The organism is Bacillus sp. SRL543 (assembly GCF_984799205.1).
The window spans coordinates 1,848,535-1,869,286 of sequence record NZ_OZ481794.1; the positions used below are offsets into that span (position 1 = coordinate 1,848,535).

Annotated in this window: 16 protein-coding genes; 15 read left to right on the forward strand and 1 reads right to left on the reverse strand. The window is 49.9% G+C overall.

From position 1 onward, the window contains the following. Window positions 1–12: 12 nt before the first annotated feature. Genes AC4E8B_RS09410 through pyrE form a run of 8 tightly spaced genes read left to right on the forward strand, consistent with a single transcriptional unit; the run spans window position 13 to window position 9,525 of the window. Entirely contained in the window at window positions 13–951 is a 939-nt protein-coding gene (locus tag AC4E8B_RS09410) for an aspartate carbamoyltransferase catalytic subunit (RefSeq protein ID WP_490218454.1), read from the forward strand. After that, on the forward strand, window positions 914–2,200 hold the full coding sequence (gene pyrC / locus AC4E8B_RS09415; RefSeq protein WP_490218456.1) for a dihydroorotase: 1,287 nt from the start codon (window positions 914–916) through the stop codon (window positions 2,198–2,200). The genes AC4E8B_RS09410 and pyrC overlap by 38 nt, the downstream gene beginning before the upstream one ends. After that, window positions 2,197–3,303 (forward strand): carbamoyl phosphate synthase small subunit, encoded by a 1,107-nt coding sequence (locus tag AC4E8B_RS09420; RefSeq protein ID WP_490218457.1) that lies wholly within the window; start codon window positions 2,197–2,199, stop codon window positions 3,301–3,303. The genes pyrC and AC4E8B_RS09420 overlap by 4 nt, the downstream gene beginning before the upstream one ends. Further along, window positions 3,282–6,494, forward strand: a complete 3,213-nt coding sequence (gene carB, locus AC4E8B_RS09425; RefSeq protein ID WP_490218459.1) for a carbamoyl-phosphate synthase large subunit — start codon at window positions 3,282–3,284, stop codon at window positions 6,492–6,494. Before AC4E8B_RS09420 ends, carB begins: the two co-directional genes overlap by 22 nt. Then, a complete protein-coding gene (locus tag AC4E8B_RS09430; RefSeq protein ID WP_490218461.1) occupies window positions 6,491–7,270 on the forward strand; it encodes a dihydroorotate dehydrogenase electron transfer subunit in 780 nt (259 codons plus the stop codon). The genes carB and AC4E8B_RS09430 overlap by 4 nt, the downstream gene beginning before the upstream one ends. Then, window positions 7,267–8,208, forward strand: a complete 942-nt coding sequence (locus tag AC4E8B_RS09435) for a dihydroorotate dehydrogenase (protein WP_490218463.1) — start codon at window positions 7,267–7,269, stop codon at window positions 8,206–8,208. The genes AC4E8B_RS09430 and AC4E8B_RS09435 overlap by 4 nt, the downstream gene beginning before the upstream one ends. After that, window positions 8,180–8,896 (forward strand): orotidine-5'-phosphate decarboxylase, encoded by a 717-nt coding sequence (gene pyrF / locus AC4E8B_RS09440; protein WP_490218464.1) that lies wholly within the window; start codon window positions 8,180–8,182, stop codon window positions 8,894–8,896. The genes AC4E8B_RS09435 and pyrF overlap by 29 nt, the downstream gene beginning before the upstream one ends. Beyond that, a complete protein-coding gene (pyrE, locus tag AC4E8B_RS09445; protein ID WP_490218466.1) occupies window positions 8,893–9,525 on the forward strand; it encodes an orotate phosphoribosyltransferase in 633 nt (210 codons plus the stop codon). Before pyrF ends, pyrE begins: the two co-directional genes overlap by 4 nt. A 55-nt stretch (window positions 9,526–9,580) precedes the next feature. Here pyrE and AC4E8B_RS09450 read toward each other — a convergent pair whose 3' ends face one another. Beyond that, a complete protein-coding gene (locus AC4E8B_RS09450) occupies window positions 9,581–11,293 on the reverse strand; it encodes an Rqc2 family fibronectin-binding protein (protein WP_490218468.1) in 1,713 nt (570 codons plus the stop codon). Between the two features lie 332 nt (window positions 11,294–11,625). Between AC4E8B_RS09450 and AC4E8B_RS09455 the strand changes: the two genes are divergently transcribed. The 7 genes from AC4E8B_RS09455 to priA all read left to right on the forward strand — a co-directional run bounded on the left by AC4E8B_RS09455 (window position 11,626) and on the right by priA (window position 20,695). Continuing rightward, window positions 11,626–14,304, forward strand: a complete 2,679-nt coding sequence (locus AC4E8B_RS09455; protein WP_490219596.1) for a calcium-translocating P-type ATPase, SERCA-type — start codon at window positions 11,626–11,628, stop codon at window positions 14,302–14,304. Between the two features lie 199 nt (window positions 14,305–14,503). Beyond that, a complete protein-coding gene (locus AC4E8B_RS09460; RefSeq protein WP_490218470.1) occupies window positions 14,504–15,379 on the forward strand; it encodes a YicC/YloC family endoribonuclease in 876 nt (291 codons plus the stop codon). A gap of 57 nt (window positions 15,380–15,436) precedes the next feature. Next, window positions 15,437–15,700 carry an extracellular matrix/biofilm regulator RemA gene (gene remA, locus AC4E8B_RS09465; protein ID WP_009795972.1) on the forward strand — a complete coding sequence of 88 codons (264 nt, stop codon included), beginning with the start codon at window positions 15,437–15,439 and terminating at the stop codon, window positions 15,698–15,700. A 10-nt stretch (window positions 15,701–15,710) separates the two neighbouring features. After that, complete coding sequence (gmk, locus tag AC4E8B_RS09470; protein ID WP_490219598.1) at window positions 15,711–16,325, forward strand: guanylate kinase; 615 nt, start codon at window positions 15,711–15,713, stop codon at window positions 16,323–16,325. Between the two features lie 4 nt (window positions 16,326–16,329). Next, window positions 16,330–16,551: a DNA-directed RNA polymerase subunit omega gene (gene rpoZ, locus AC4E8B_RS09475; protein WP_148974242.1), complete on the forward strand. Its 222-nt coding sequence runs from the start codon at window positions 16,330–16,332 to the stop codon at window positions 16,549–16,551. A gap of 533 nt (window positions 16,552–17,084) precedes the next feature. Continuing rightward, entirely contained in the window at window positions 17,085–18,290 is a 1,206-nt protein-coding gene (gene coaBC / locus AC4E8B_RS09480) for a bifunctional phosphopantothenoylcysteine decarboxylase/phosphopantothenate--cysteine ligase CoaBC (protein WP_490218472.1), read from the forward strand. Next, window positions 18,287–20,695: a primosomal protein N' gene (gene priA / locus AC4E8B_RS09485; RefSeq protein ID WP_490218474.1), complete on the forward strand. Its 2,409-nt coding sequence runs from the start codon at window positions 18,287–18,289 to the stop codon at window positions 20,693–20,695. Before coaBC ends, priA begins: the two co-directional genes overlap by 4 nt. The last annotated feature ends 57 nt before the right edge of the window (window positions 20,696–20,752 follow it).

A 20,752-nucleotide genomic window follows, 5' to 3' on the forward strand; every position in this document is an offset into this window, starting at 1 on the left:
GAGGATGCAAAGATGAAAGAACTGCTCACGATGAATGAACTGAGCATAACAGAAATCGGGGGAATTCTTAAACAGGCACAGGAGTTTGCTGAAGGTGCGGCCTGGAGGCCGTCTTCACAGTCCTTCGTTGCCAATCTCTTCTTTGAGGCAAGCACAAGGACAAAGTGCAGCTTTGAAGTCGCTGAAAGGAAGCTTGGCCTTGAAGTCATTCCTTTTGAAGCGGGTACATCGAGCGTCCAGAAGGGTGAGTCGCTTTATGACACGGTTAAGACACTTGAGTCAGTAGGTGTTGATGCGGTGGTCATCCGCCATCAGGAGGAGAATTACTTCAGCTCTCTTTCCGGAAAGATAGGCATCCCGATCCTGAATGCAGGTGACGGCTGCGGCCACCATCCAACACAGTCGCTGCTGGACCTGCTGACGATCCGGCAGGAGTTTGGCCGCTTTGCCGGCTTGAAGGTTGCCATCATCGGTGACATTCTTCACAGCAGGGTGGCCCGGTCAAATGCTGAAGCATTGGCAAGGCTTGGTGCAGAGGTTGTGTTCTCGGGGCCGGAGGAGTGGTTCGACACTACCTTCAGCCTTTCTGGAAGTTATGAAGAAATCGATGAAGCGATTGAAACGGCAGACGTGGTCATGCTCCTGAGAATCCAGCATGAGAGACATCAGGAAAGCACCGGACGTTCTGCTGCCAGGTACCATGAAAAGTATGGTCTTACTGAAAGCCGCGAAAGGCGGATGAAGCCAGGAAGCATCATCATGCATCCTGCCCCTGTCAACAGAGGGGTTGAAATAGCAGACAGCCTGGTGGAATCCAGCAGGTCAAGGATTTTTAAGCAGATGGAAAATGGTGTATTTGTTCGTATGGCAGTACTTAAAAGGGCGCTTGAACATAAAGAGGGGAGCGGTAATCATGAAAAAGCTGATCAAAAATGCCAGATTGCTTACTGAAAATGGAGAGCTGGTACAGAAGGATATCCTGATAGAGGGCGGGAGAATTGCTGAAATCGCGATGGAAATCGCCAGTGAGGATGCAGAAGTGATAGATGCAGCAGGATTATTGGCTGCCCCGGGCTTTGTCGATCTTCATGTGCACCTGAGGGAGCCGGGGGGAGAAAAGAAAGAAACGATTGAAACGGGAACCAGGGCTGCAGCTCATGGAGGCTTCACAACGATCGCCCCGATGCCGAACACGAGGCCTGTGCCTGACACCAAAGAGCAAATGGAATGGCTGACGAAAAGGATTGGGGAATCAGCTCATGTAAGAGTCCTTCCTTATGCCTCGATTACCGTCAGGCAGCTTGGCGGCGAGCTCACGGATTTTGAAGGGCTGAAGCAGGCTGGTGCCTTTGCTTTTACCGATGACGGGGTGGGCGTGCAGTCAGCCGGGATGATGCTCTCAGCGATGAAAAAAGCCGCTGCCATCAAAATGCCTGTTGTTGCGCACTGTGAAGAGAATACATTAATCAATAAAGGCTCCGTCCATGAAGGGGAGTTTTCAAGGAAGCATGCTATCAATGGGATCCCATCGGTATGCGAATCTGTACATATTGCAAGGGATGTGCTGCTGGCTGAAGCCGCTGGATGCCACTATCATGTGTGCCACATTTCTACTAAAGAGTCTGTCAGGGTTGTCAGGGACAGCAAAAGGGCAGGGATTAAGGTAACCGCTGAGGTCACTCCCCACCATCTCCTATTATGTGAAGACGATATACCTGGCCTTGACCCGAATTTCAAAATGAATCCGCCGCTCAGGAGCGCCGGCGACCGCGAGGCATTGATCGAGGGCCTTTTGGACGGCACTATCGATTTTATCGCAACCGACCATGCCCCGCATACTGCGGCAGAAAAGGAAGAAGGAATGGAGCTTGCCCCGTTTGGAATTACTGGGCTGGAAACTGCCTTTCCTCTTCTGTACACCAACCTGGTGCTGAAGAACATCATCACTTTAAAACAGCTGGTTGATTTCTTGACCATCAAGCCTTCGGAAGCTTTCGGCCTGCCATACGGCAGACTGGAGGAAGGATCATATGCCGATCTGGTGCTGCTTGATCTCGATCATGAGCAGAACATTGATCCGGAGGAATTTTTATCAAAGGGAAAAAACACCCCATTTTCAAGCTGGACCTGCAAAGGATGGCCGGTTCTGACTATAGTGAACGGAAAAACTGCTTGGGCAAAGGAGAGTGTCAACGCATGAAAAAACAGCTGATTTTGGAAGACGGAACCATTTTTATCGGAAAAGGATTCGGGAGCAGTTCTGCAGCTTCCGGCGAGGTGGTGTTCAACACAGGGATGACAGGATATCAGGAGATTCTCTCAGATCCTTCTTACTGCAGCCAGATCGTCGTACTGACATACCCGCTGATCGGGAACTATGGCATCAACAGGGACGACTTTGAGAGCATTTCTCCAGCGATTAACGGATTAGTGGTCAAAGAAGCGTCTGAATTCCCTTCCAATTGGCGGAATGAGCACTCTTTAAGTGATTATCTGGAAGCAAAAGGCATTCCTGGAATAGCCGGCATCGATACAAGGAAGCTGACAAGGATCATCCGGAAGCATGGAACTTTAAAAGGGAGCATCTGTCCGATTGAACAAGATCCTTCCGAGGTGATTGAAAAGCTGAAGTCTGCTGTCCTTCCGCATGACCAGGTGAAAATGGTATCAACGAAGACAGCTTATCCTTCCCCGGGCCGCGGCCGCAGGGTTGTGCTTGTTGACTATGGGATGAAGCATGGGATTCTCAGGGAGCTGAACAAACGGGGCTGTGATGTGATCGTCGTGCCATACCATACAACAAGCGAAGAAATCCTTAGCCTGAGCCCTGACGGGGTTATGCTCTCAAATGGGCCTGGGGACCCGAAAGATGTAAAGGAAGCCATTCCGATGATCCAGGGGCTGCTCGGTAAGGTCCCGTTGTTCGGGATCTGCCTCGGCCACCAGCTGTTTGCACTTGCTTGCGGCGCTGATACAGAGAAACTGAAATTCGGCCACAGGGGCTCCAATCATCCTGTCAAGGAACTTGAAACCGGGAAAGTGGCGCTGACATCTCAGAACCATGGATATTCAGTCAATGAAGATTCTATTGCCGGCACACCCCTTGAAGTGACGCATACCGCCCTTAACGACGGGACGGTCGAAGGGCTGAAGCATAAGAATGTACCTGCTTTTACAGTCCAATATCATCCTGAAGCTTCTCCGGGGCCGGAGGATGCCAACAACCTATTTGAACAATTTCTGCAAATGATCGAATCTGAGAAACGGGAAGGTGCTGCAGCATGCCAAAGCGTACAGATATAAAAAGCATTCTAGTGATCGGGTCGGGACCCATTGTCATCGGGCAGGCGGCTGAATTCGACTATGCCGGAACACAGGCCTGCATAGCGCTGAAAGAAGAAGGATACAAGGTCATCCTCGTCAACTCGAATCCGGCGACCATCATGACAGATACAGAGATTGCCGATGCTGTCTATATTGAACCGCTGACGCTTGAGTTTGTCAGCAGGATCATCCGCAAGGAGCGCCCGGATGCGATTGTTCCGACGCTTGGCGGGCAGACTGGCCTGAATCTGGCGGTCGAGCTGTCTAAAGCAGGCGTGCTCGAGGAGTGCGGCGTGGAAGTGCTCGGAACAAAGCTGTCGGCCATTGAAAAAGCAGAAGACCGCGATCTGTTCAGAAACCTGATGAACGAATTGGGCGAGCCGGTCCCTGATAGTGAAATCATCCATAATATTGATGAAGCCCGTGCATTTGCAGAGCAGATCGGCTATCCGGTGATTGTCCGCCCTGCTTTTACACTTGGCGGAACTGGGGGAGGCATCTGCCATGATGAAGAAGAGCTGCTGGAAATTACGGCGAGCGGCCTGAAGAACAGCCCTGTCACCCAGTGCCTGCTGGAGAAGAGCATTGCCGGCTTTAAAGAAATAGAATACGAGGTTATGAGAGATTCCAACGACAATGCGATCGTTGTCTGCAACATGGAAAACATCGATCCGGTAGGGGTCCATACAGGGGATTCTATCGTTGTCGCGCCGAGCCAGACCTTAAGCGACCGTGAATACCAGCTGCTCCGAAATGTATCGCTGAAAATCATCCGTGCCCTGGAAATCGAGGGAGGCTGCAATGTCCAGCTTGCGCTGGATCCATACAGCTTCGACTACTATATCATTGAAGTAAATCCTCGTGTGAGCCGCTCTTCTGCGCTGGCTTCCAAGGCGACAGGCTATCCGATTGCCAAGCTGGCTGCGAAGATTGCCGTAGGCCTGACGCTTGATGAAATGATGAACCCGGTCACCGGAAAAACGTATGCATGCTTTGAGCCTGCCCTTGATTATATTGTGACCAAGATTCCGCGCTGGCCTTTTGATAAATTTGAGTCAGCCAACCGCTCGCTCGGCACGCAGATGAAAGCAACAGGTGAAGTAATGGCCATCGGGCGGACATTTGAAGAGTCCTTGCTTAAGGCCATCAGGTCGCTCGAAGCCAATGTATACCATTTTGCTTTGAACAATCCTGAGGAAATCGATGATGCTCTTATGGAAAAGCGTATCCGCAAAGCAGGCGATGAGAGGCTGTTCTACATCTCTGAAGCGCTGAGGCGGGGAGTATCAATTGAAACCATCCATGAGTGGAGCCAGATCGACTTATTCTTCCTTTATAAGATGAACAAAATCGTTTCATTTGAACAGACTCTCTCTGCCAGATGCTTTGATCAGGAAGCGGCGAAACAAGCAAAGGAAATGGGCTTTTCAGATAAAGTGCTTGCCGGGCTCTGGGATTCCTCGGAGCAGGAGGTCTATATATGGCGAAAGGAAAATAACATCGTTCCGGTTTATAAGATGGTCGATACTTGTGCGGCAGAGTTTGAATCAGAAACACCTTATTACTACGGAACTTATGAAGAAGAAAACGAGTCCATCGTTACAGACAGGAAGAGCATCGTCGTGCTTGGCTCAGGGCCGATCCGCATCGGGCAGGGAATCGAGTTTGATTACGCAACGGTGCATTCTGTATGGGCAATTAAAGAAGCCGGCTATGAAGCAATCATCATCAATAATAACCCGGAAACTGTTTCAACAGATTTCAGCATTTCCGATAAGCTCTATTTTGAGCCCCTTACGATTGAAGATGTTATGCATATCATTGATCTTGAAAAACCTGAAGGCGCAGTTGTCCAATTCGGGGGCCAGACAGCGATCAATCTTGCGGCAGAACTTGTGAAACGGGGTGTGAAAATCCTTGGGACATCACTTGAAAATCTTGACCGCGCTGAGAACAGGGATAAATTTGAAATGGCACTGACAGATCTTAACATTCCCCAGCCGCAGGGAAAAACAGCTTTCTCTGCAGAAGATGCAGCCGTGATTGCTGCCGAAATCGGCTATCCTGTCCTTGTCCGCCCTTCATATGTCCTTGGCGGCAGGGCAATGGAGATTGTCTACAAAGAAGAAGAACTGCTCCATTATATGATAAATGCGGTTAAGGTGAATCCTGAACATCCTGTACTGATCGACCGCTATCTGACTGGGAAGGAAATTGAAGTCGATGCAATCTGTGACGGGGAAAGAGTCGTCATCCCGGGGATCATGGAGCATATCGAGCGGGCAGGCGTCCATTCAGGTGACTCGATTGCCGTGTATCCGCCGCAGAATCTATCAGGGGAAGTAAAAGCTAAGCTGATTGAATACACAGAGAAGCTGGCAAAGGGGCTCGGCATCATCGGGCTGCTGAATATCCAGTATGTCGTGGCAAAGGGAGAGGTTTATGTATTAGAAGTGAACCCGCGCTCCAGCCGGACAGTACCTTTCTTATCTAAAATCACCAATGTCCCGATGGCTAATATTGCAACAAAGGTAATCCTCGGGCAGTCGCTTGAAAGCCAGGGCTACGAGTCAGGACTTGTGCCGGAAAAGCAGGGCGTGTATGTAAAAGTGCCGGTGTTTTCCTTCGCGAAGCTGAGACGGGTCGACATCACGCTCGGCCCTGAGATGAAGTCAACAGGCGAGGTGATGGGCAAAGACCATACCCTTGAAAAAGCTTTATACAAAGGGCTTGTGGCATCAGGGATGAAAATCAGCGAGTACGGGAACGTCCTGATGACAGTGGCTGACAAAGATAAAGAAGAAGCCTTGGCTCTTGCCAACCGATTTGCCGAAATCGGCTATCAGGTTATGGCGACGAGCGGTACAGCAGGCTATTTCTCTGCTGCCGGCATTCCGGTGAAGGTTGTCGACAAGATCGGGGCAGACGGCCCTGACCTGCTGGATGTCATCCGCAATGGAGAGGCCCAGCTGGTCATCAATACGCTGACAAAAGGAAAGCAGCCGGCGCGCGACGGCTTCCGAATCCGGAGGGAGTCAGTGGAAAACGGCGTCCCATGCCTGACATCCCTGGATACGGCTGAAGCAATCCTGCAGGTCATTGAATCTATGAATTTCTCGGCAGAGGCAATGTCACCTGGCACTACTGAGAAGAAGGCGGTCCTTCTATGATCAGGCAGGAACTCTGCACGATCGTGTCACAAAAAGAAATTGCAGGAGATATTTATGAGCTCACCTTAAAGGGTGAGCTTGTCCATGAGATGGAGACTGCCGGGCAATTCGTCCACTTAAAAGTATCGCAAGGATATGATCCGCTTTTAAGAAGGCCGATTTCAATAGCAGAAATCAATAAAAGCCGCCAGACCTTTACTGTGATTTACCGGGCCGGTGGCCGGGGGACCAATCTGCTGGCTTCAAAGCTGGCAGGCGAAAAGGTCGATGTCCTCGGTCCGCTGGGCAACGGCTTCCCTGAAATGGAAGCCAGTCCTGGCCAGACAGCCCTTCTTGTCGGGGGCGGGATCGGCGTGCCGCCTTTATATGAATTGGCGCTAAGATTGAAAGCGCGGGGCGTCAAGACAGTGAGTGTGCATGGATTTCAATCTGCTGAACATGTGTTTTACGAGCAGGAATTTTCTAAGCTGGGAGAGACCTTTATTGCAACAGCTGATGGAACATACGGGTCAAGGGGTTTTGTGACCGATATCATTGTCCGGGAAGAGCTGGAATTTGATGTAATGTATGCCTGCGGGCCGACACCGATGCTGAAGGCGCTTGAAAATGCTTATGGAGACAAAAAGGTCTTTTTATCGCTGGAAGAGCGGATGGGCTGCGGCCTGGGGGCATGCTTTGCCTGTGTCTGCCATACGGCTGATGATCCAGAGGGCTTCAGCTATAAAAAAGTCTGCACAGACGGTCCTGTTTTCAGGGCAGGGGAGGTTGTTCTATGAGTATCCTGGGTGTTGAGCTGCCGGGCTTAAGCCTTAAAAATCCAATTATGCCTGCGTCCGGGTGCTTCGGGTTCGGAAAAGAATACAGCGGGTTATATGATTTGAGCGTGCTTGGAGCCATTATGATCAAAGCGACCACTCTTGAGCCGAGATTCGGCAATCCGACTCCACGGGTCGCAGAAACGCCTGCGGGGATGCTGAATGCTATCGGCCTTCAAAATCCGGGGCTTGATAAGGTCCTCATGGAAGAGCTTCCGAGGCTGGAGCAATATGATGTACCCATTATCGCCAATATAGCAGGCAGCACAGAAGAAGATTATATAGAAGTGGCCAGGGAGCTATCAAAAGCAGCCAATGTAAAGGCTTTGGAGCTTAATATCTCCTGTCCGAACGTCAAGACAGGGGGCATCGCTTTCGGGACCAGCCCGGAGGTAGCAAAGAGCCTGACAAAAAAAGTGAAGGCTGCCTCTTCTGTGCCTGTATATGTAAAACTGTCCCCCAATGTCACGAATATTGTTGAAATGGCAAAAGCCGTTGAAGAAGGCGGTGCAGATGCTCTTACCATGATCAATACGCTTCTTGGCATGAGGGTGGATCTGAACACTGGCCGTCCAATCCTTGCCAACCGGACGGGAGGGCTTTCGGGGCCATCGATAAAGCCTGTGGCATTAAGGATGATCTATGAAGTGAGCCAGCAGGTGGATCTGCCCATCATCGGAATGGGGGGTGTTGAGACAGCGGAGGATGTGATCGAGTTCTTTTATGCCGGAGCTTCAGCTGTTGCGGTCGGAACGGCCAATTTCGTGGATCCTTTTGTCTGTCCAAACATTATCGATGAGCTCCCGGAATTGCTGGAGAAGCTTGGTTTCGAGCATATTAGCGAATGTACGGGAAGGAGCTGGGGCAAGCATGAAAAATCCGCTTATCATCGCGCTTGATTTTGCAGGAAAGGAAGAAGTTCGATCCTTCCTCGGGAAATTTCCTGAAGAAAATTTATTTGTTAAAGTGGGCATGGAGCTTTTTTACCAGGAGGGACCTGATATGGTCCGGGAACTGAAGGCGGAAGGGCATGAAGTATTCCTGGATTTAAAGCTCCACGATATCCCTAATACAGTCGGCAGCAGCATGAGAAGAATTGCCGGCCTTGGCTGCGACCTGGTCAATGTCCATGCAGCCGGCGGCAGTGAAATGATGAAGGCGGCCATTGCAGGGCTGGAAGAAGGGACAGCAGCCGGCAAAAAAAGGCCTCTGTGCATTGCGGTGACACAGCTCACCAGCACATCAGAAGATCAGATGCAGGCAGAGCAGCTGATCCAGGTTTCCCTGAATGATTCTGTGGTCCATTATGCGAAACTTGCCAGACAGTCAGGGCTTGATGGTGTCGTCTGCTCCCCGCATGAAGCAAAGCTGCTGAACAGCCGTTTTGGAGGAGGATTCCTGACAGTGACGCCAGGCATCCGCCTGGCAGATGAAGCGTCAGGGGACCAAAAGCGGATAGCCACCCCTGGGTTTGCAAAGGAAGAAGGAGTCTCGGCCATAGTGGTCGGCCGTTCAATCACAAGAGCTGCTGATCCATATAAAGCTTATCTGTCATTCAAAAATCATTGGGAGGGCGTTTTGTCATGAAGAAACCAATTGCTGAAAGATTGCTGGAAATAGGAGCGGTTACCCTCCAGCCTTCCAATCCTTTTACCTGGTCTTCGGGCCTGCTGTCCCCTATCTATTGCGACAACCGCCTGACGATGTCTTATCCTGAGGTGCGAAAGGAAATTGCTGCTGGGCTGAAAGTGTTTATAGAAGAGCATTTTCCGGAAGCTGAAATCATAGCCGGAACTGCGACAGCAGGAATCCCCCATGCTGCCTGGGCAAGCGATCTGCTGGGACTGCCGATGTGCTATGTCCGTTCAAAGGCGAAAGGGCATGGAAAAGGGAAGCAAATTGAAGGAAAAGCAGAAAAAGGGCAGAAAGTGGTTGTCGTTGAAGATCTTATTTCAACTGGAGGCAGTGTGATCACAGCTGTCGAGGCACTCCGCGAAGCAGGGTGTGAAGTGCTTGGGGCGGTATCCATTTTTACATACGAGCTGGAGCAGGGGAAGCAGAAGCTTTCTGAAGCAGGGATAAAGTCTTATTCCTTGACCAGCTTTACAGAGCTTGCAGGAACTGCAAGGGAGAAGGGCTATATCACATCTGGCGAAATGTCCGCCCTTTCTGATTGGAGAGAGAATCCATCCGAATGGGGTGCGGTCAGGAAATAGGAAAAAGGGAAGAAGAATGCGGGGATTCTTCTTCCCTTTTCAATTTAAGCTAATGTTACTGGGATTTTTTAAGAGTCAAAACAGTTTCTTCGTCCGGCGTCACATAAACGGTCTGCTGGTTGTCATAGATGACAAAGCCGGGCTTGGCCCCGCTTGGCTTCTTAACGTGGCGCACCTGGGTGTAATCAACCGGCACCGAGCCTGAGCTGCGGGCCTTGCTGAAATAAGCAGCCAGCTTCGCGGCTTCAAGTATCGTTTCATCTGAAGGGGTTTTATCCCTGATGACGACATGGGAGCCGGGAATATCCTTTGTATGAAGCCAGATTTCATCTCTGGCAGCAAGCTTATTGGTCAGGTAGTCATTTTGCTTGTTGTTCTTGCCGACAAAAATTTCTGTGCCGTCCGTTGCGGTATACCTGTCAAGGACCGGCTTTGCACTGGCTGATTTTTTATTTTGCTTTTTCTGGCGGATTCGTATATAGCCGCCCTCAGCCAGCTCTTCTCTTATTTCTTCAATATCCTTTGTGGATGCCGCTTCAACCTGCTGCATGAGTGACTCGAAGTATGCGGCCTCTTCCTTTGCTTTATCAATCTGCTCTTTAACGACGCCAGCGGCGGTTTTGGCTTTTTGATATTTTGTGAAATATTTCTGCGCATTTTCAGAAGGCGTTTTTAGCGGGTCGAGCGGGATGATCACCGTTCCGCCGTTTTCATCATAATAGTTGATGACTTCAATCTCCTTCATGCCTTTTTCTGCCGCATACAGATTGGCTGTCAGCAGTTCCCCCGACAGCTGATGCTGGTCGGCGTTCCTGGCTTCCTCCAGTGTTTTTTTCAGCTTCTCGATCTTTTTTTCATTTTTCTCTTTTTCATTGATGATAAAGCGTTCAAGGTCATTGCCCTGCTGTTTGACGCGGTCCCTTTCAGCTTTTCCGAAATAAAAACGGTCGAGCATCCCGCTCAGAGTATCGAAAGTCCGGCTCTCGCCCCCTGTATGCTCCAGTGGGAACAGATAGAAATTTTCTTTCTGCCCGGCTGTAATGGCAGGTGTATATTCATGATTTTTTACTGGGGCAAGCAATTGCATAAAAGCCTTCGGAATCGTATTCCGGTTGGCCATCCCTGCACGCTTGACAGCTTCTTTCGCAAAAAGCGGAGAAATGCCCGCAAATTGCTCGACAAGCTGTTTATCCATTTTCCCGGCATTAAAATCGAGCTTCCTGAGAATATCCTCTTCCTCAAGCCCCAGAGGGTTGATTTTATTCTGCTCAGGGGGGCTCACATATTCCTGGCCCGGCAGGACAGCTCTGTGGCTGTTAAGGGCATAAGAAACATGCTTGATGCTGTCGAGGATCATATTGCGGCCTTTATCCACAAGAACAATATTGCTGTGGCGCCCCATTATTTCCACAATCAGCTGTTTGTTTGAGATATCGCCGATCTCATTCCTGCCTTTCACGTCCAGGATGAGAATCCTGTCCAGCCCGGACTGGCGTATATCCTCGAGTATGTAGCCTTCCAGATGCTTCCGGAGCAGCATGCAGAACATAGGCGGCTCACTCGGGTTGTCGTAGGCCTCATAGGTCAGCTGGGCACGTGCATAGCTTGGATGTGCGGAAAGCAGGAGCTTGTGGTTCTTTCCATTCGCCCTGATGACAAGGACAATCTCATTTTTGTACGGCTGGTGGATTTTGTTGATCCGCCCGCCCTGCAATGTATCTGAGAGCTCATGTGCCATGGCTCTTGTAAACAATCCATCAAATGACATAAGGAACATCCTTTTCTCTTGTTCGGATGGGTATGATGCCAATCCGCAATTAAGTATTTTTTTAGGAGCTGATCTGTTCAGCAGAATTTGTTTCTAATATCTTATTCTAACAAAAATCGGCCAGGATTGCTCATTCTTCCCCCGGCAGCTGGCATTTTTTTGGACAGGTTTGAATAAGATTTCTTAGAGCGGAGTGGGACAGCTTTGTGCCATAAATGGCCGCAGGGCTGGAAGACGAAGGAATTCATTCAGATCGAGCAGGATTTCTGTCATGGCCTGCTGCAGTCAGGCAGGCTCCCATAGAATTTAAAAGGAGGAAGAGTGATGGCCGGATGAAATTCCATGAGATGAATGAAAGAGAAGTGGAAGAAGCATTAAATACGGATTTTTCGGCTGGGCTGACCGATGATGACGTGAAAAAACGGAGGAACCATCATGGTTTCAACGAGCTGGCAGAAGGGGAAAAGCAATCTGCCCTGCTGCTGTTTTTCAGCCAGTTCAAGGATTTCATGGTGCTGGTCCTGCTTGCGGCCACTCTTGTTTCAGGGCTGCTGGGAGAATATATTGATGCGATTGCCATCATTGCAATTGTCATCATCAATGGTTTATTGGGCTTTTTCCAGGAAAGAAAGGCGGAGAGATCCCTTTCAGCCTTAAAAGAATTGTCAGCACCGCAGGTACAAGTTCTCCGCGGCGGGAAGTGGGTCAGGGTCCCCTCCAAGGAAGTCGTGCCGGGTGACCTGCTGAAATTCACAAGCGGCGACCGGATTGGCGCCGATATCAGGCTCATTGAATCCAAAAGCCTTGAAATAGAAGAGTCGGCTTTAACGGGAGAATCGGTTCCGGTCCAGAAGACGACCGCATCCTTGAAGGCCGACAATCCGGGGCTGGGCGACATGGAGAACATGGCCTTTATGGGTACGATGATCACTAGGGGAAGCGGTGTAGGGGTGGTTGTTGCTACTGGCATGAAGACAGCGATGGGCCAAATAGCCGATCTGCTTCAGAACGCTGAAACAATGGAGACGCCTCTTCAGCGCAGACTGGAGCAGCTTGGGAAAATCCTGATCACAGCTGCCCTCCTATTGACTGTCCTGGTCGTGCTTGTCGGTGTCATACAGGGACATGAGCTGTATACAATGTTCCTTGCTGGCGTTTCGCTTGCGGTAGCAGCCATTCCTGAGGGGCTGCCGGCCATTGTGACGGTTGCCCTCTCGCTTGGCGTCCAGAGGATGATCAAGAAGAATGCCATTGTGAGGAAGCTCCCGGCCGTTGAAACATTGGGCTGCGCCTCGGTCATCTGCTCCGATAAAACCGGGACAATGACACAGAATCAAATGACGGTCACCCATCTTTGGAGCGGCGGGAAACAGTGGACGGTGGATGGAATCGGCTATAATCCTTCCGGAAACTTTTATTGGGACGAAAAGCGGGTGGATGTAAAGGCCCAGAAGTCCCTCCAGCAGATGCTGATGTTCGGCCTGCTTTGCAATCATGCGGAGCTAGCAGAGAAAAAAGGCGAATATGTCATCGATGGAGATCCTACAGAAGGAGCCCTTCTGGTTGCGGCTATGAAGGCTGGCTACAGGAGGGAAAGCCTTATGGACCAGTACCAGGTCCTTAACGAATTCCCTTTCGATTCGGCCAGGAAAATGATGAGCATCATCGTTAAAGACAGGAACGGCAGGCAATTCATTGTGACGAAAGGGGCCCCGGATGTTTTGGCGGGGATCAGCAACTCGATCCTCTGGGACGATAAGCGCCAGGTGATGACGGGCGAAATGAAAAAAACGGTCCAGGAGGCGATCGACGGACTTGCTTCCCAGGCGCTCAGGACCATTGCCATCGGCTTCAAGGAGCTTCCTGCAAACCAGGTGGTCCTGGATGAAAAAGAAGCAGAGAAAAACCTGACCATGATCGGCCTGCAGGGCATGATCGATCCCCCCCGCCCTGAGGTCCGGACAGCGGTGAAGGAGTGCAGGGAAGCGGGCATTAAAACCGTGATGATTACGGGCGACCATGTTATCACGGCCAAGGCGATTGCCAAACAGCTTGGCATCCTGACAGGCGGCAGCAAAGTGCTGGATGGAAAGGCGCTTTCGGAGATGTCCGTCAGCCAGCTGGAGGATGTGGTTGATGAGGTTTCCGTTTTTGCAAGGGTGTCGCCTGAGCATAAACTCAAAATAGTCAAAGCTCTTCAAAATAAAGGGCATATCGTTGCAATGACAGGCGATGGCGTCAACGATGCGCCTGCCATAAAAGCGGCAGATATCGGAGTGGCAATGGGCATTACAGGAACAGACGTAGCGAAGGAAGCTTCGGCCCTTGTTCTTCTTGACGATAACTTCGCCACCATTAAGGCAGCGATCAAGGAAGGGCGCAATATCTATGAAAATATCCGCAAGTTCATCAGATATCTGCTGGCCTCAAACGTAGGTGAAATCCTGGTGATGCTCTTTGCGATGCTTCTGGCATTGCCGCTGCCCCTTGTGCCGATTCAGATTCTCTGGGTCAATCTTGTCACAGATGGGCTTCCGGCCATGGCGCTTGGACTTGACCAGCCGGAAGATGATGTGATGAAAAGAAAGCCAAGGAGCCCGAAAGAAGGCGTTTTTGCCAGGGGGCTAGGCTGGAAGGTCGTTTCCCGGGGGTTCCTGATCGGGATTGTTACGCTCGCAGCATTTATGCTCGCATACAAGAATAATCCTGATCTTCTCGGATATGCGCAGACGGTGGCGTTTGCTACCCTTGTCCTTGCCCAGCTCATCCATGTTTTCGACTGCAGGAGCGAAAAATCAGTTCTTGCCAGGAATCCGTTCGGCAATAAATATCTTGTATGGGCCGTGATTTCTTCGCTTCTGCTGATGATTGCCGTCATCTACTATCCTCCGCTGCAGCCAATCTTCCACACGATGGCTATACACCCTGGAGACTGGATCATGATTACGGCACTAGCTTCTGTTCCAACTTTTTTGCTTGCCGGAACGTTTTTGTTAAGAAAAACAAAATAAACTATGGTATAATCCTAAAGGTAGTAGAGAAGTCTCTATTACCTTTTCTTTTGTCTTGAAACGCCGGCAAGCTTTGCTTGCTGCTCAGCATACATAGATTTGAGCAAGATTTGACAGCCTCAAAGCAGCTCCAGCTTTGGGAGGCAGGGAAGTTGCTGTCTGCCGGGGACGGCCCCGAAAAAAGAATGGATGTGATTTTGTGGTTGCAAGCATGACCGGCTACGGCCGGAGCAATAAAAGCACAGATGCCCTTTCGGTCACCATCGAACTGAAAACGGTGAACCACCGGTTTTCCGAGCACCAGCTCCGGATGCCAAGGCAGATGTTCAGGCTTGAGGATAAAATAAAGAAAATTCTCGCCTCATGGATTAAACGGGGCAGAGTCGAATTATTTGCCAGCATCGATGGTGAAGGTGCCGTCAGCCGGAAAGTTAATGTTGACTGGGACCTCCTGGATGAATATTATCAATACATAATGCAAATCAAAGAAAAATATCACCTGAGCGGCGGACCGTCCATCACGGACCTGATCAGCCGGGATGGTATGCTTGCCGTCCATGAAGAGGATGCCGCAGATGGGGAGCTGGAAGCCATTGTCATCGAAGCGGTCGAGGAAGCTGCAGCCCGTCTTGTTTCCATGCGGAAAGCTGAAGGGGTGGAGCTGGAAAAAGATATCCAGGAGCAGCTGGAGAAGCTGCAGGCCTGCCTTGAGAAGCTTAAAAACCTTGCCCCGCTCGTTATCAGGCAGTATGGAGACCGGCTTGAGAAGAAGATGATAGAGTTCCTCGGCGAGCAGATCGATCAAAACCGCATCATGGCCGAAGTGGCTGTTTTCTCTGATAAAGCCGATATTAATGAAGAAATAACGAGGCTTGAAAGCCATGTCGGACAGTTTGGCAGCACGCTTCTGCTGGATGAGCCTGTCGGCAGAAAACTGGACTTCCTTCTCCAGGAAATGAACAGGGAAACCAATACCATTGGATCTAAAGCCAATGATTCTTCGATTGCCATGGAAGTGGTTGAGATGAAAAGCCTTCTGGAAAAGATGAAAGAGCAGGTCCAGAATATAGAATAAACGTTTAAAATACTGCCATAACGGCCAAAATAAGTAACTGACGATTGGAGGACCACCATGCCGATTAAACTGATTAATATCGGGTTTGGCAATATCGTGTCAGCAAACCGGATTATTTCGATCGTAAGCCCTGAATCAGCACCGATCAAAAGGATTATCCAGGATGCCCGTGACCGGGGCTCTCTCATAGATGCGACATACGGCAGGCGGACGAGGGCTGTCATTGTGATGGACAGCGACCACGTCATCTTGTCGGCCGTCCAGCCGGAGACGGTCGCCCACCGATTAAATGACCGTGATGAAATTATTGATGAAGGGTAGGATCCATTCTATGCAGGAAAAGGGTTTACTAATCGTTCTTTCTGGTCCTTCAGGGGTAGGGAAAGGAACTGTACGAAAACAAATTTTTTCACAGCCGGATACTTCTTTTGAGTATTCGATTTCAATGACAACTAGGCTTCCGCGTGACGGCGAGGTCCATGGGATTGATTACTTTTTTTCAAAAAGGGAAGAGTTTGAAGAACTGATCAAACAGGAGAAGCTCCTTGAATATGCCGAGTTCGTCGGCAACTATTATGGGACTCCTGTTGATTATGTCAGGGAAACACTGGATAAAGGAAGAGATGTATTTCTTGAAATTGAAGTCCAGGGTGCGCGGCAGGTCCGTGAAAAGTTCCCTGACGGCCTGTTCATTTTCCTTATGCCGCCAAGCCTGACTGAGCTTAAAAACCGCATAACGACAAGGGGAACTGAGACAGAGGATGTTATCAAAAATCGGCTGACTGCAGCCAAAGAAGAAATTGAAATGATGAATCTGTATGATTATGTTGTAGAGAATGACCAGGTGGAACTGGCAAGCGAAAGAATCAAATCCATCGTTGTGGCTGAACATTGCCGCAGGGAACGGGTCGAGCCGCGCTATAAAAAAATGCTGGAGGTTGAATAACCATATGCTATATCCTTCTATTGACTCATTAATGACTAAAATTGACTCTAAATATTCCCTTGTATCTGTGGCGGCAAAACGCGCCCGCAAGCTTCAAATCGATGCGAAGCCCCAGCTTGACAAATATGTGTCACATAAAAATGTCGGCAAGGCGCTTGAAGAAATTCATGCCAATGAGCTTCACTACAGATTAGGAGCAGTTCCACAGGGTGAAGAACTGGAATAAATCAAAAAATAACAACCTGGCATGCGGGGTTGTTATTTTTTTTGCTGCTTGGGGCCCGCAGGATGCGGGTCATGCAGGCGTTGCGACAGGACGTGGCGTTTTTAGCTTGGGTTCCTTTATAGAACAAGCCGCTTCCGCATTTCGGATTGTCCAGCTCCAGCGGCTAGAGCCTCGAGTCATAAGCCAATCAGGCCAAAAGGTCAAAGAACGACCTTCCGTCCTGCTTGTCTTATGCTTGAGGCCCGCAGGACGCGGGTCATGCAGGCGTTGCCACAGGACGTGGCGTTCTTAGCCTGCGTTCCTTTATAGAACAAGCCGCTTCCGCATTTCGGATTGTCCAGCTCCAGCGGCTAGAGCCTCGAGTCATAAGCCACGGCAGAATTAAAGGCAAAGAACGCCTTTTATTCTGCCGCGTCTTATGCTTGTCGGCTCTGAGCAAGCCGCTTCCGCATTTCGGTATAAAATAGGTGAAATATATGTTCGTTTCAAGCATAATGGAGTTTAGAATATTGGGTTGGATGGGGGTTTGGTTTATGCTGAATGGAAAAAGGATTCTCTTGAGTGTTACTGGCGGGATTGCTGTTTACAAGGCGGCTGCGCTGACCAGCAAGCTTACTCAGGCCGGTGCGGAGGTTAAGGTCATGATGAGTGAATCTGCGATGAAATTCGTGGCGCCGCTGACCTTTCAGGCGCTTTCCCGCCATGACGTTTATATAGATACTTTTGATGAAAAAGACTCCAGGGTGATTGCCCATATCGATCTGGCTGATTGGGCTGATCTGATTCTTGTCGCCCCGGCGACAGCCAATGTAATCGGCAAGCTGGCCAATGGGATTGCGGATAATATGATCACAACAACACTCCTGGCCGCGACTGCTCCGGTATGGATCGCCCCGGCGATGAATGTGCATATGTATGACCATCCGGCGGTGCAGAAGAATATCATGGCACTTTATGAATACGGCTGCAGATTCATTGAACCGGGTGAAGGCTATTTGGCTTGCGGATATGTTGGAAAAGGCCGTCTGGAAGAGCCTGAAATGATCGTCAGCAATATAGAAGGATTTTTCAGGAGCAGCGGAACCCTCTCAGGCAAAAAAGTGCTGGTGACAGCAGGCCCGACAAGGGAAAAAATTGACCCTGTCCGCTACATCACCAACCATTCTTCAGGGAAGATGGGCTATGCCCTTGCTGAGGAAGCACTGAAGGCAGGCGCTGAAGTGACGCTGATTTCGGGCCCGACTTCGCTCCCTAAACCGTCCGGGGCCGCAGTCATTGAAGTGGAAAGTGCCGAAGAAATGTATCAGGCTGTCGACCGGGCATTCGATGGAGCCGATATTGTCATTAAAACTGCGGCAGTTTCTGACTACCGCCCTAAAGTAGTGCACGACAGCAAAGTTAAAAAGCAGGATGGCGACCAGACCCTTGAGCTTGAGCGGACAAAAGATATCCTATTGGACCTCGGCAGGAGGAAAAAGCAGCAGATCCTCATAGGATTCGCTGCTGAGACGGATCATGTTGATGAATATGCCAGAAAAAAGCTGGCCAAAAAGAATGCTGATATGATCGTTGCCAATAATGTGAAGTCTGAGGGAGCAGGATTTGGCACAGATACGAATATTGTCACGATTTACAAAAAAGATGGTGCAGAAATAGCGCTTCCGCTTATGAGCAAACACGAGGCAGCCGCCAGAATCCTTGAAGAAGCTTGTGCTTTAATAAAGGATGAGGACCGATGAATGTTGCCAGTGTCATAGTCGATGTTCCGGCAAAGCAGACAGACAGGGCCTTTGATTATAAGATTCCTGACAGTCTTATCGGGGCGATCAAGCCGGGGATGCGCGTGATTGTGCCTTTTGGGCCGAGAAAAATACAAGGGTTTGTCATCGGCTTAAAAGACAGCTCTGATTTTGGGAAGCTGAAGGAGCTCATCGAGCCAATGGATTTGACGCCTGTTTTAAATGCAGAGCTTCTTTCTCTTGGCAATTGGCTGACCAGCCACACGCTCAGCTACAAAATATCCGCGTTCCAGGCGATGCTGCCAGCTGCGCTTAAAGCAAAATACACGAAAAAGATAAGGCCTGCCGGCCACTCGGCGATAGCATCATTGCCAGAGCCTGTTCAGAGTGCTTTTGGGAACAGGGATGAAGTGCTCTGGGAAGATGCTTCCAAAGAAGGGCTTCTGCCGCTTATGCAGAAAGAGGCTGATGCAGGAAATCTTGAAGTCATCTATGAAGTGAAGGAAAAGGTAAGGAAGAAAAAGCTGAAGCATATTATCCCTGCTGCGCAGGAAAAACTGTTCAGCTTTAAGGAAGGTTTGCCGGTACAGGCTTCCAGGCAGAAAGAGGTTATTGATTATTTTATAGAAAACCATGGACCTGTTGAACTGCGCAGTCTGCTCCCGGCCCTCGGGATTTCCTCTTCCACCATTAAAGGTCTTGTGCAAAAGGGAATTCTTGCTGAAAAAGAAATGGAAGTCTACCGGGATCCCTATGAAGACCGGAGATTTGAGGCAACATCTCCCCTTACACTGACGGCTGAACAGGATGCAGCAATCAGGCCGATCCTTTCTTCCATCAATGGAAATGAGCATCATGTCTTCCTGCTGTACGGAGTTACAGGAAGCGGAAAGACCGAAGTTTATCTTCAGTCGATACAGCGCGTCCTTGAAAAGGGGCGGGAGGCGATTGTGCTGGTGCCCGAAATTTCCCTGACCCCGCAAATGGTGACCAGGTTTAAGGGGAGGTTCGGGAATCAGGTTGCCGTCCTCCACAGCGGACTCTCTGCCGGGGAAAAATATGATGAGTGGAGAAAAATCCAGCGCAAGGAAGTGAAGGTTGTTGTCGGGGCCAGGTCTGCCGTTTTCGCACCCTTCGAGAACCTTGGGATCATCATTATTGATGAAGAACATGAAAACAGCTATAAGCAGGAAGAAAACCCCAGATACCATGCGAGGGACGCCGCGATTGAAAGAGCGCAATATCACAGCTGCCCTGTTGTCCTTGGCAGTGCCACGCCTTCGCTTGAAACCTTTGCAAGGGCCCAGAAAGGTGTCTATGAAAAGCTGGAGCTCACCAAACGAATGAACAGCCAGCCCCTTCCAAAGGTTGAGATCGTGGACATGCGGGAGGAATTAAGGGAAGGGAACCGCTCCATGTTCTCCCGCCAGCTTCTTGATAAATTAAAGGACAGGCTGGAAAAGAAGGAGCAGACGGTACTTTTTCTTAATAAAAGGGGACATTCCTCTTTTGTCATGTGCAGGGATTGCGGGTATGTCGTCAACTGCCCCAATTGCGATATCTCACTCACCTACCACCAATACAGCCAGCAGATGAAATGCCATTACTGCGGACATGAAGACCATGTCCCGCCTGTATGCCCGGAATGCGGAAGCGAACATATCCGTTATTTTGGGACAGGGACGCAGAAAGTGGAAGAAGAGCTCGGGAAAATCCTCCCTGAAGCCAAGGTCGTCAGGATGGACGTTGATACAACGAGCCGAAAAGGCTCACATGAAAGGCTGCTGAACGAATTCCAGGAAGGGCATGCTGATATCCTCCTCGGAACTCAGATGATAGCCAAGGGCCTGGATTTTCCGAATATTACGCTCGTAGGTGTGCTGTCAGCAGATACAATGCTTCACCTCCCCGATTTCCGGGCGTCTGAAAAAACGTTCCAGCTCCTGACACAGGTGAGCGGAAGGGCCGGGCGCCATGAGCTGGAGGGAGAAGTGGTCATACAGACATACACGCCTGATCATTACAGCATTGAGCTTGCCGGTGAGCAGGATTTTGAAAGCTTCTACCGGACGGAAATGATGGTCAGGAAGACGCATCAATATCCTCCCTTCTATTATATATCGCTCATCACTGTCAGCCATGAAGATTTGATGAAGGCTGTTTCGGTGACCGAGAAGATCACGCAGTTTGCTGCTGCAAGGCTGAGTCCGGAGGCAAACATCCTCGGACCGGTTGCATCGCCGATTCCGCGGATCAATAATAGATATCGCTATCAATGTCTGATAAAATACAAACGGGAACCCGGATTGGAAAAAGTATTAAAATCGGTTCTCGACCATTATCAGCAGGATATATCTGCAGGCCTGCAGATATCGGTTGATCTTAATCCCTATATTATGATGTAGCGGCGGATTAATGGTTATGAGTTTGAGGGATTTGGTTGAAAATAGAGAAAAAAGACA

Coding starts and splice junctions, on each gene's coding strand:
- AC4E8B_RS09410 (WP_490218454.1), top strand. CDS start 13: ATGAAAGAACTGCTCACGATGAATGAACTGAGCATAACAGAAATCGGG.
- pyrC (WP_490218456.1), top strand. CDS start 914: ATGAAAAAGCTGATCAAAAATGCCAGATTGCTTACTGAAAATGGAGAG.
- AC4E8B_RS09420 (WP_490218457.1), top strand. CDS start 2,197: ATGAAAAAACAGCTGATTTTGGAAGACGGAACCATTTTTATCGGAAAA.
- carB (WP_490218459.1), top strand. CDS start 3,282: ATGCCAAAGCGTACAGATATAAAAAGCATTCTAGTGATCGGGTCGGGA.
- AC4E8B_RS09430 (WP_490218461.1), top strand. CDS start 6,491: ATGATCAGGCAGGAACTCTGCACGATCGTGTCACAAAAAGAAATTGCA.
- AC4E8B_RS09435 (WP_490218463.1), top strand. CDS start 7,267: ATGAGTATCCTGGGTGTTGAGCTGCCGGGCTTAAGCCTTAAAAATCCA.
- pyrF (WP_490218464.1), top strand. CDS start 8,180: ATGAAAAATCCGCTTATCATCGCGCTTGATTTTGCAGGAAAGGAAGAA.
- pyrE (WP_490218466.1), top strand. CDS start 8,893: ATGAAGAAACCAATTGCTGAAAGATTGCTGGAAATAGGAGCGGTTACC.
- AC4E8B_RS09450 (WP_490218468.1), bottom strand. CDS start 11,293: ATGTCATTTGATGGATTGTTTACAAGAGCCATGGCACATGAGCTCTCA.
- AC4E8B_RS09455 (WP_490219596.1), top strand. CDS start 11,626: ATGAAATTCCATGAGATGAATGAAAGAGAAGTGGAAGAAGCATTAAAT.
- remA (WP_009795972.1), top strand. CDS start 15,437: ATGCCGATTAAACTGATTAATATCGGGTTTGGCAATATCGTGTCAGCA.
- gmk (WP_490219598.1), top strand. CDS start 15,711: ATGCAGGAAAAGGGTTTACTAATCGTTCTTTCTGGTCCTTCAGGGGTA.
- rpoZ (WP_148974242.1), top strand. CDS start 16,330: ATGCTATATCCTTCTATTGACTCATTAATGACTAAAATTGACTCTAAA.
- coaBC (WP_490218472.1), top strand. CDS start 17,085: ATGCTGAATGGAAAAAGGATTCTCTTGAGTGTTACTGGCGGGATTGCT.
- priA (WP_490218474.1), top strand. CDS start 18,287: ATGAATGTTGCCAGTGTCATAGTCGATGTTCCGGCAAAGCAGACAGAC.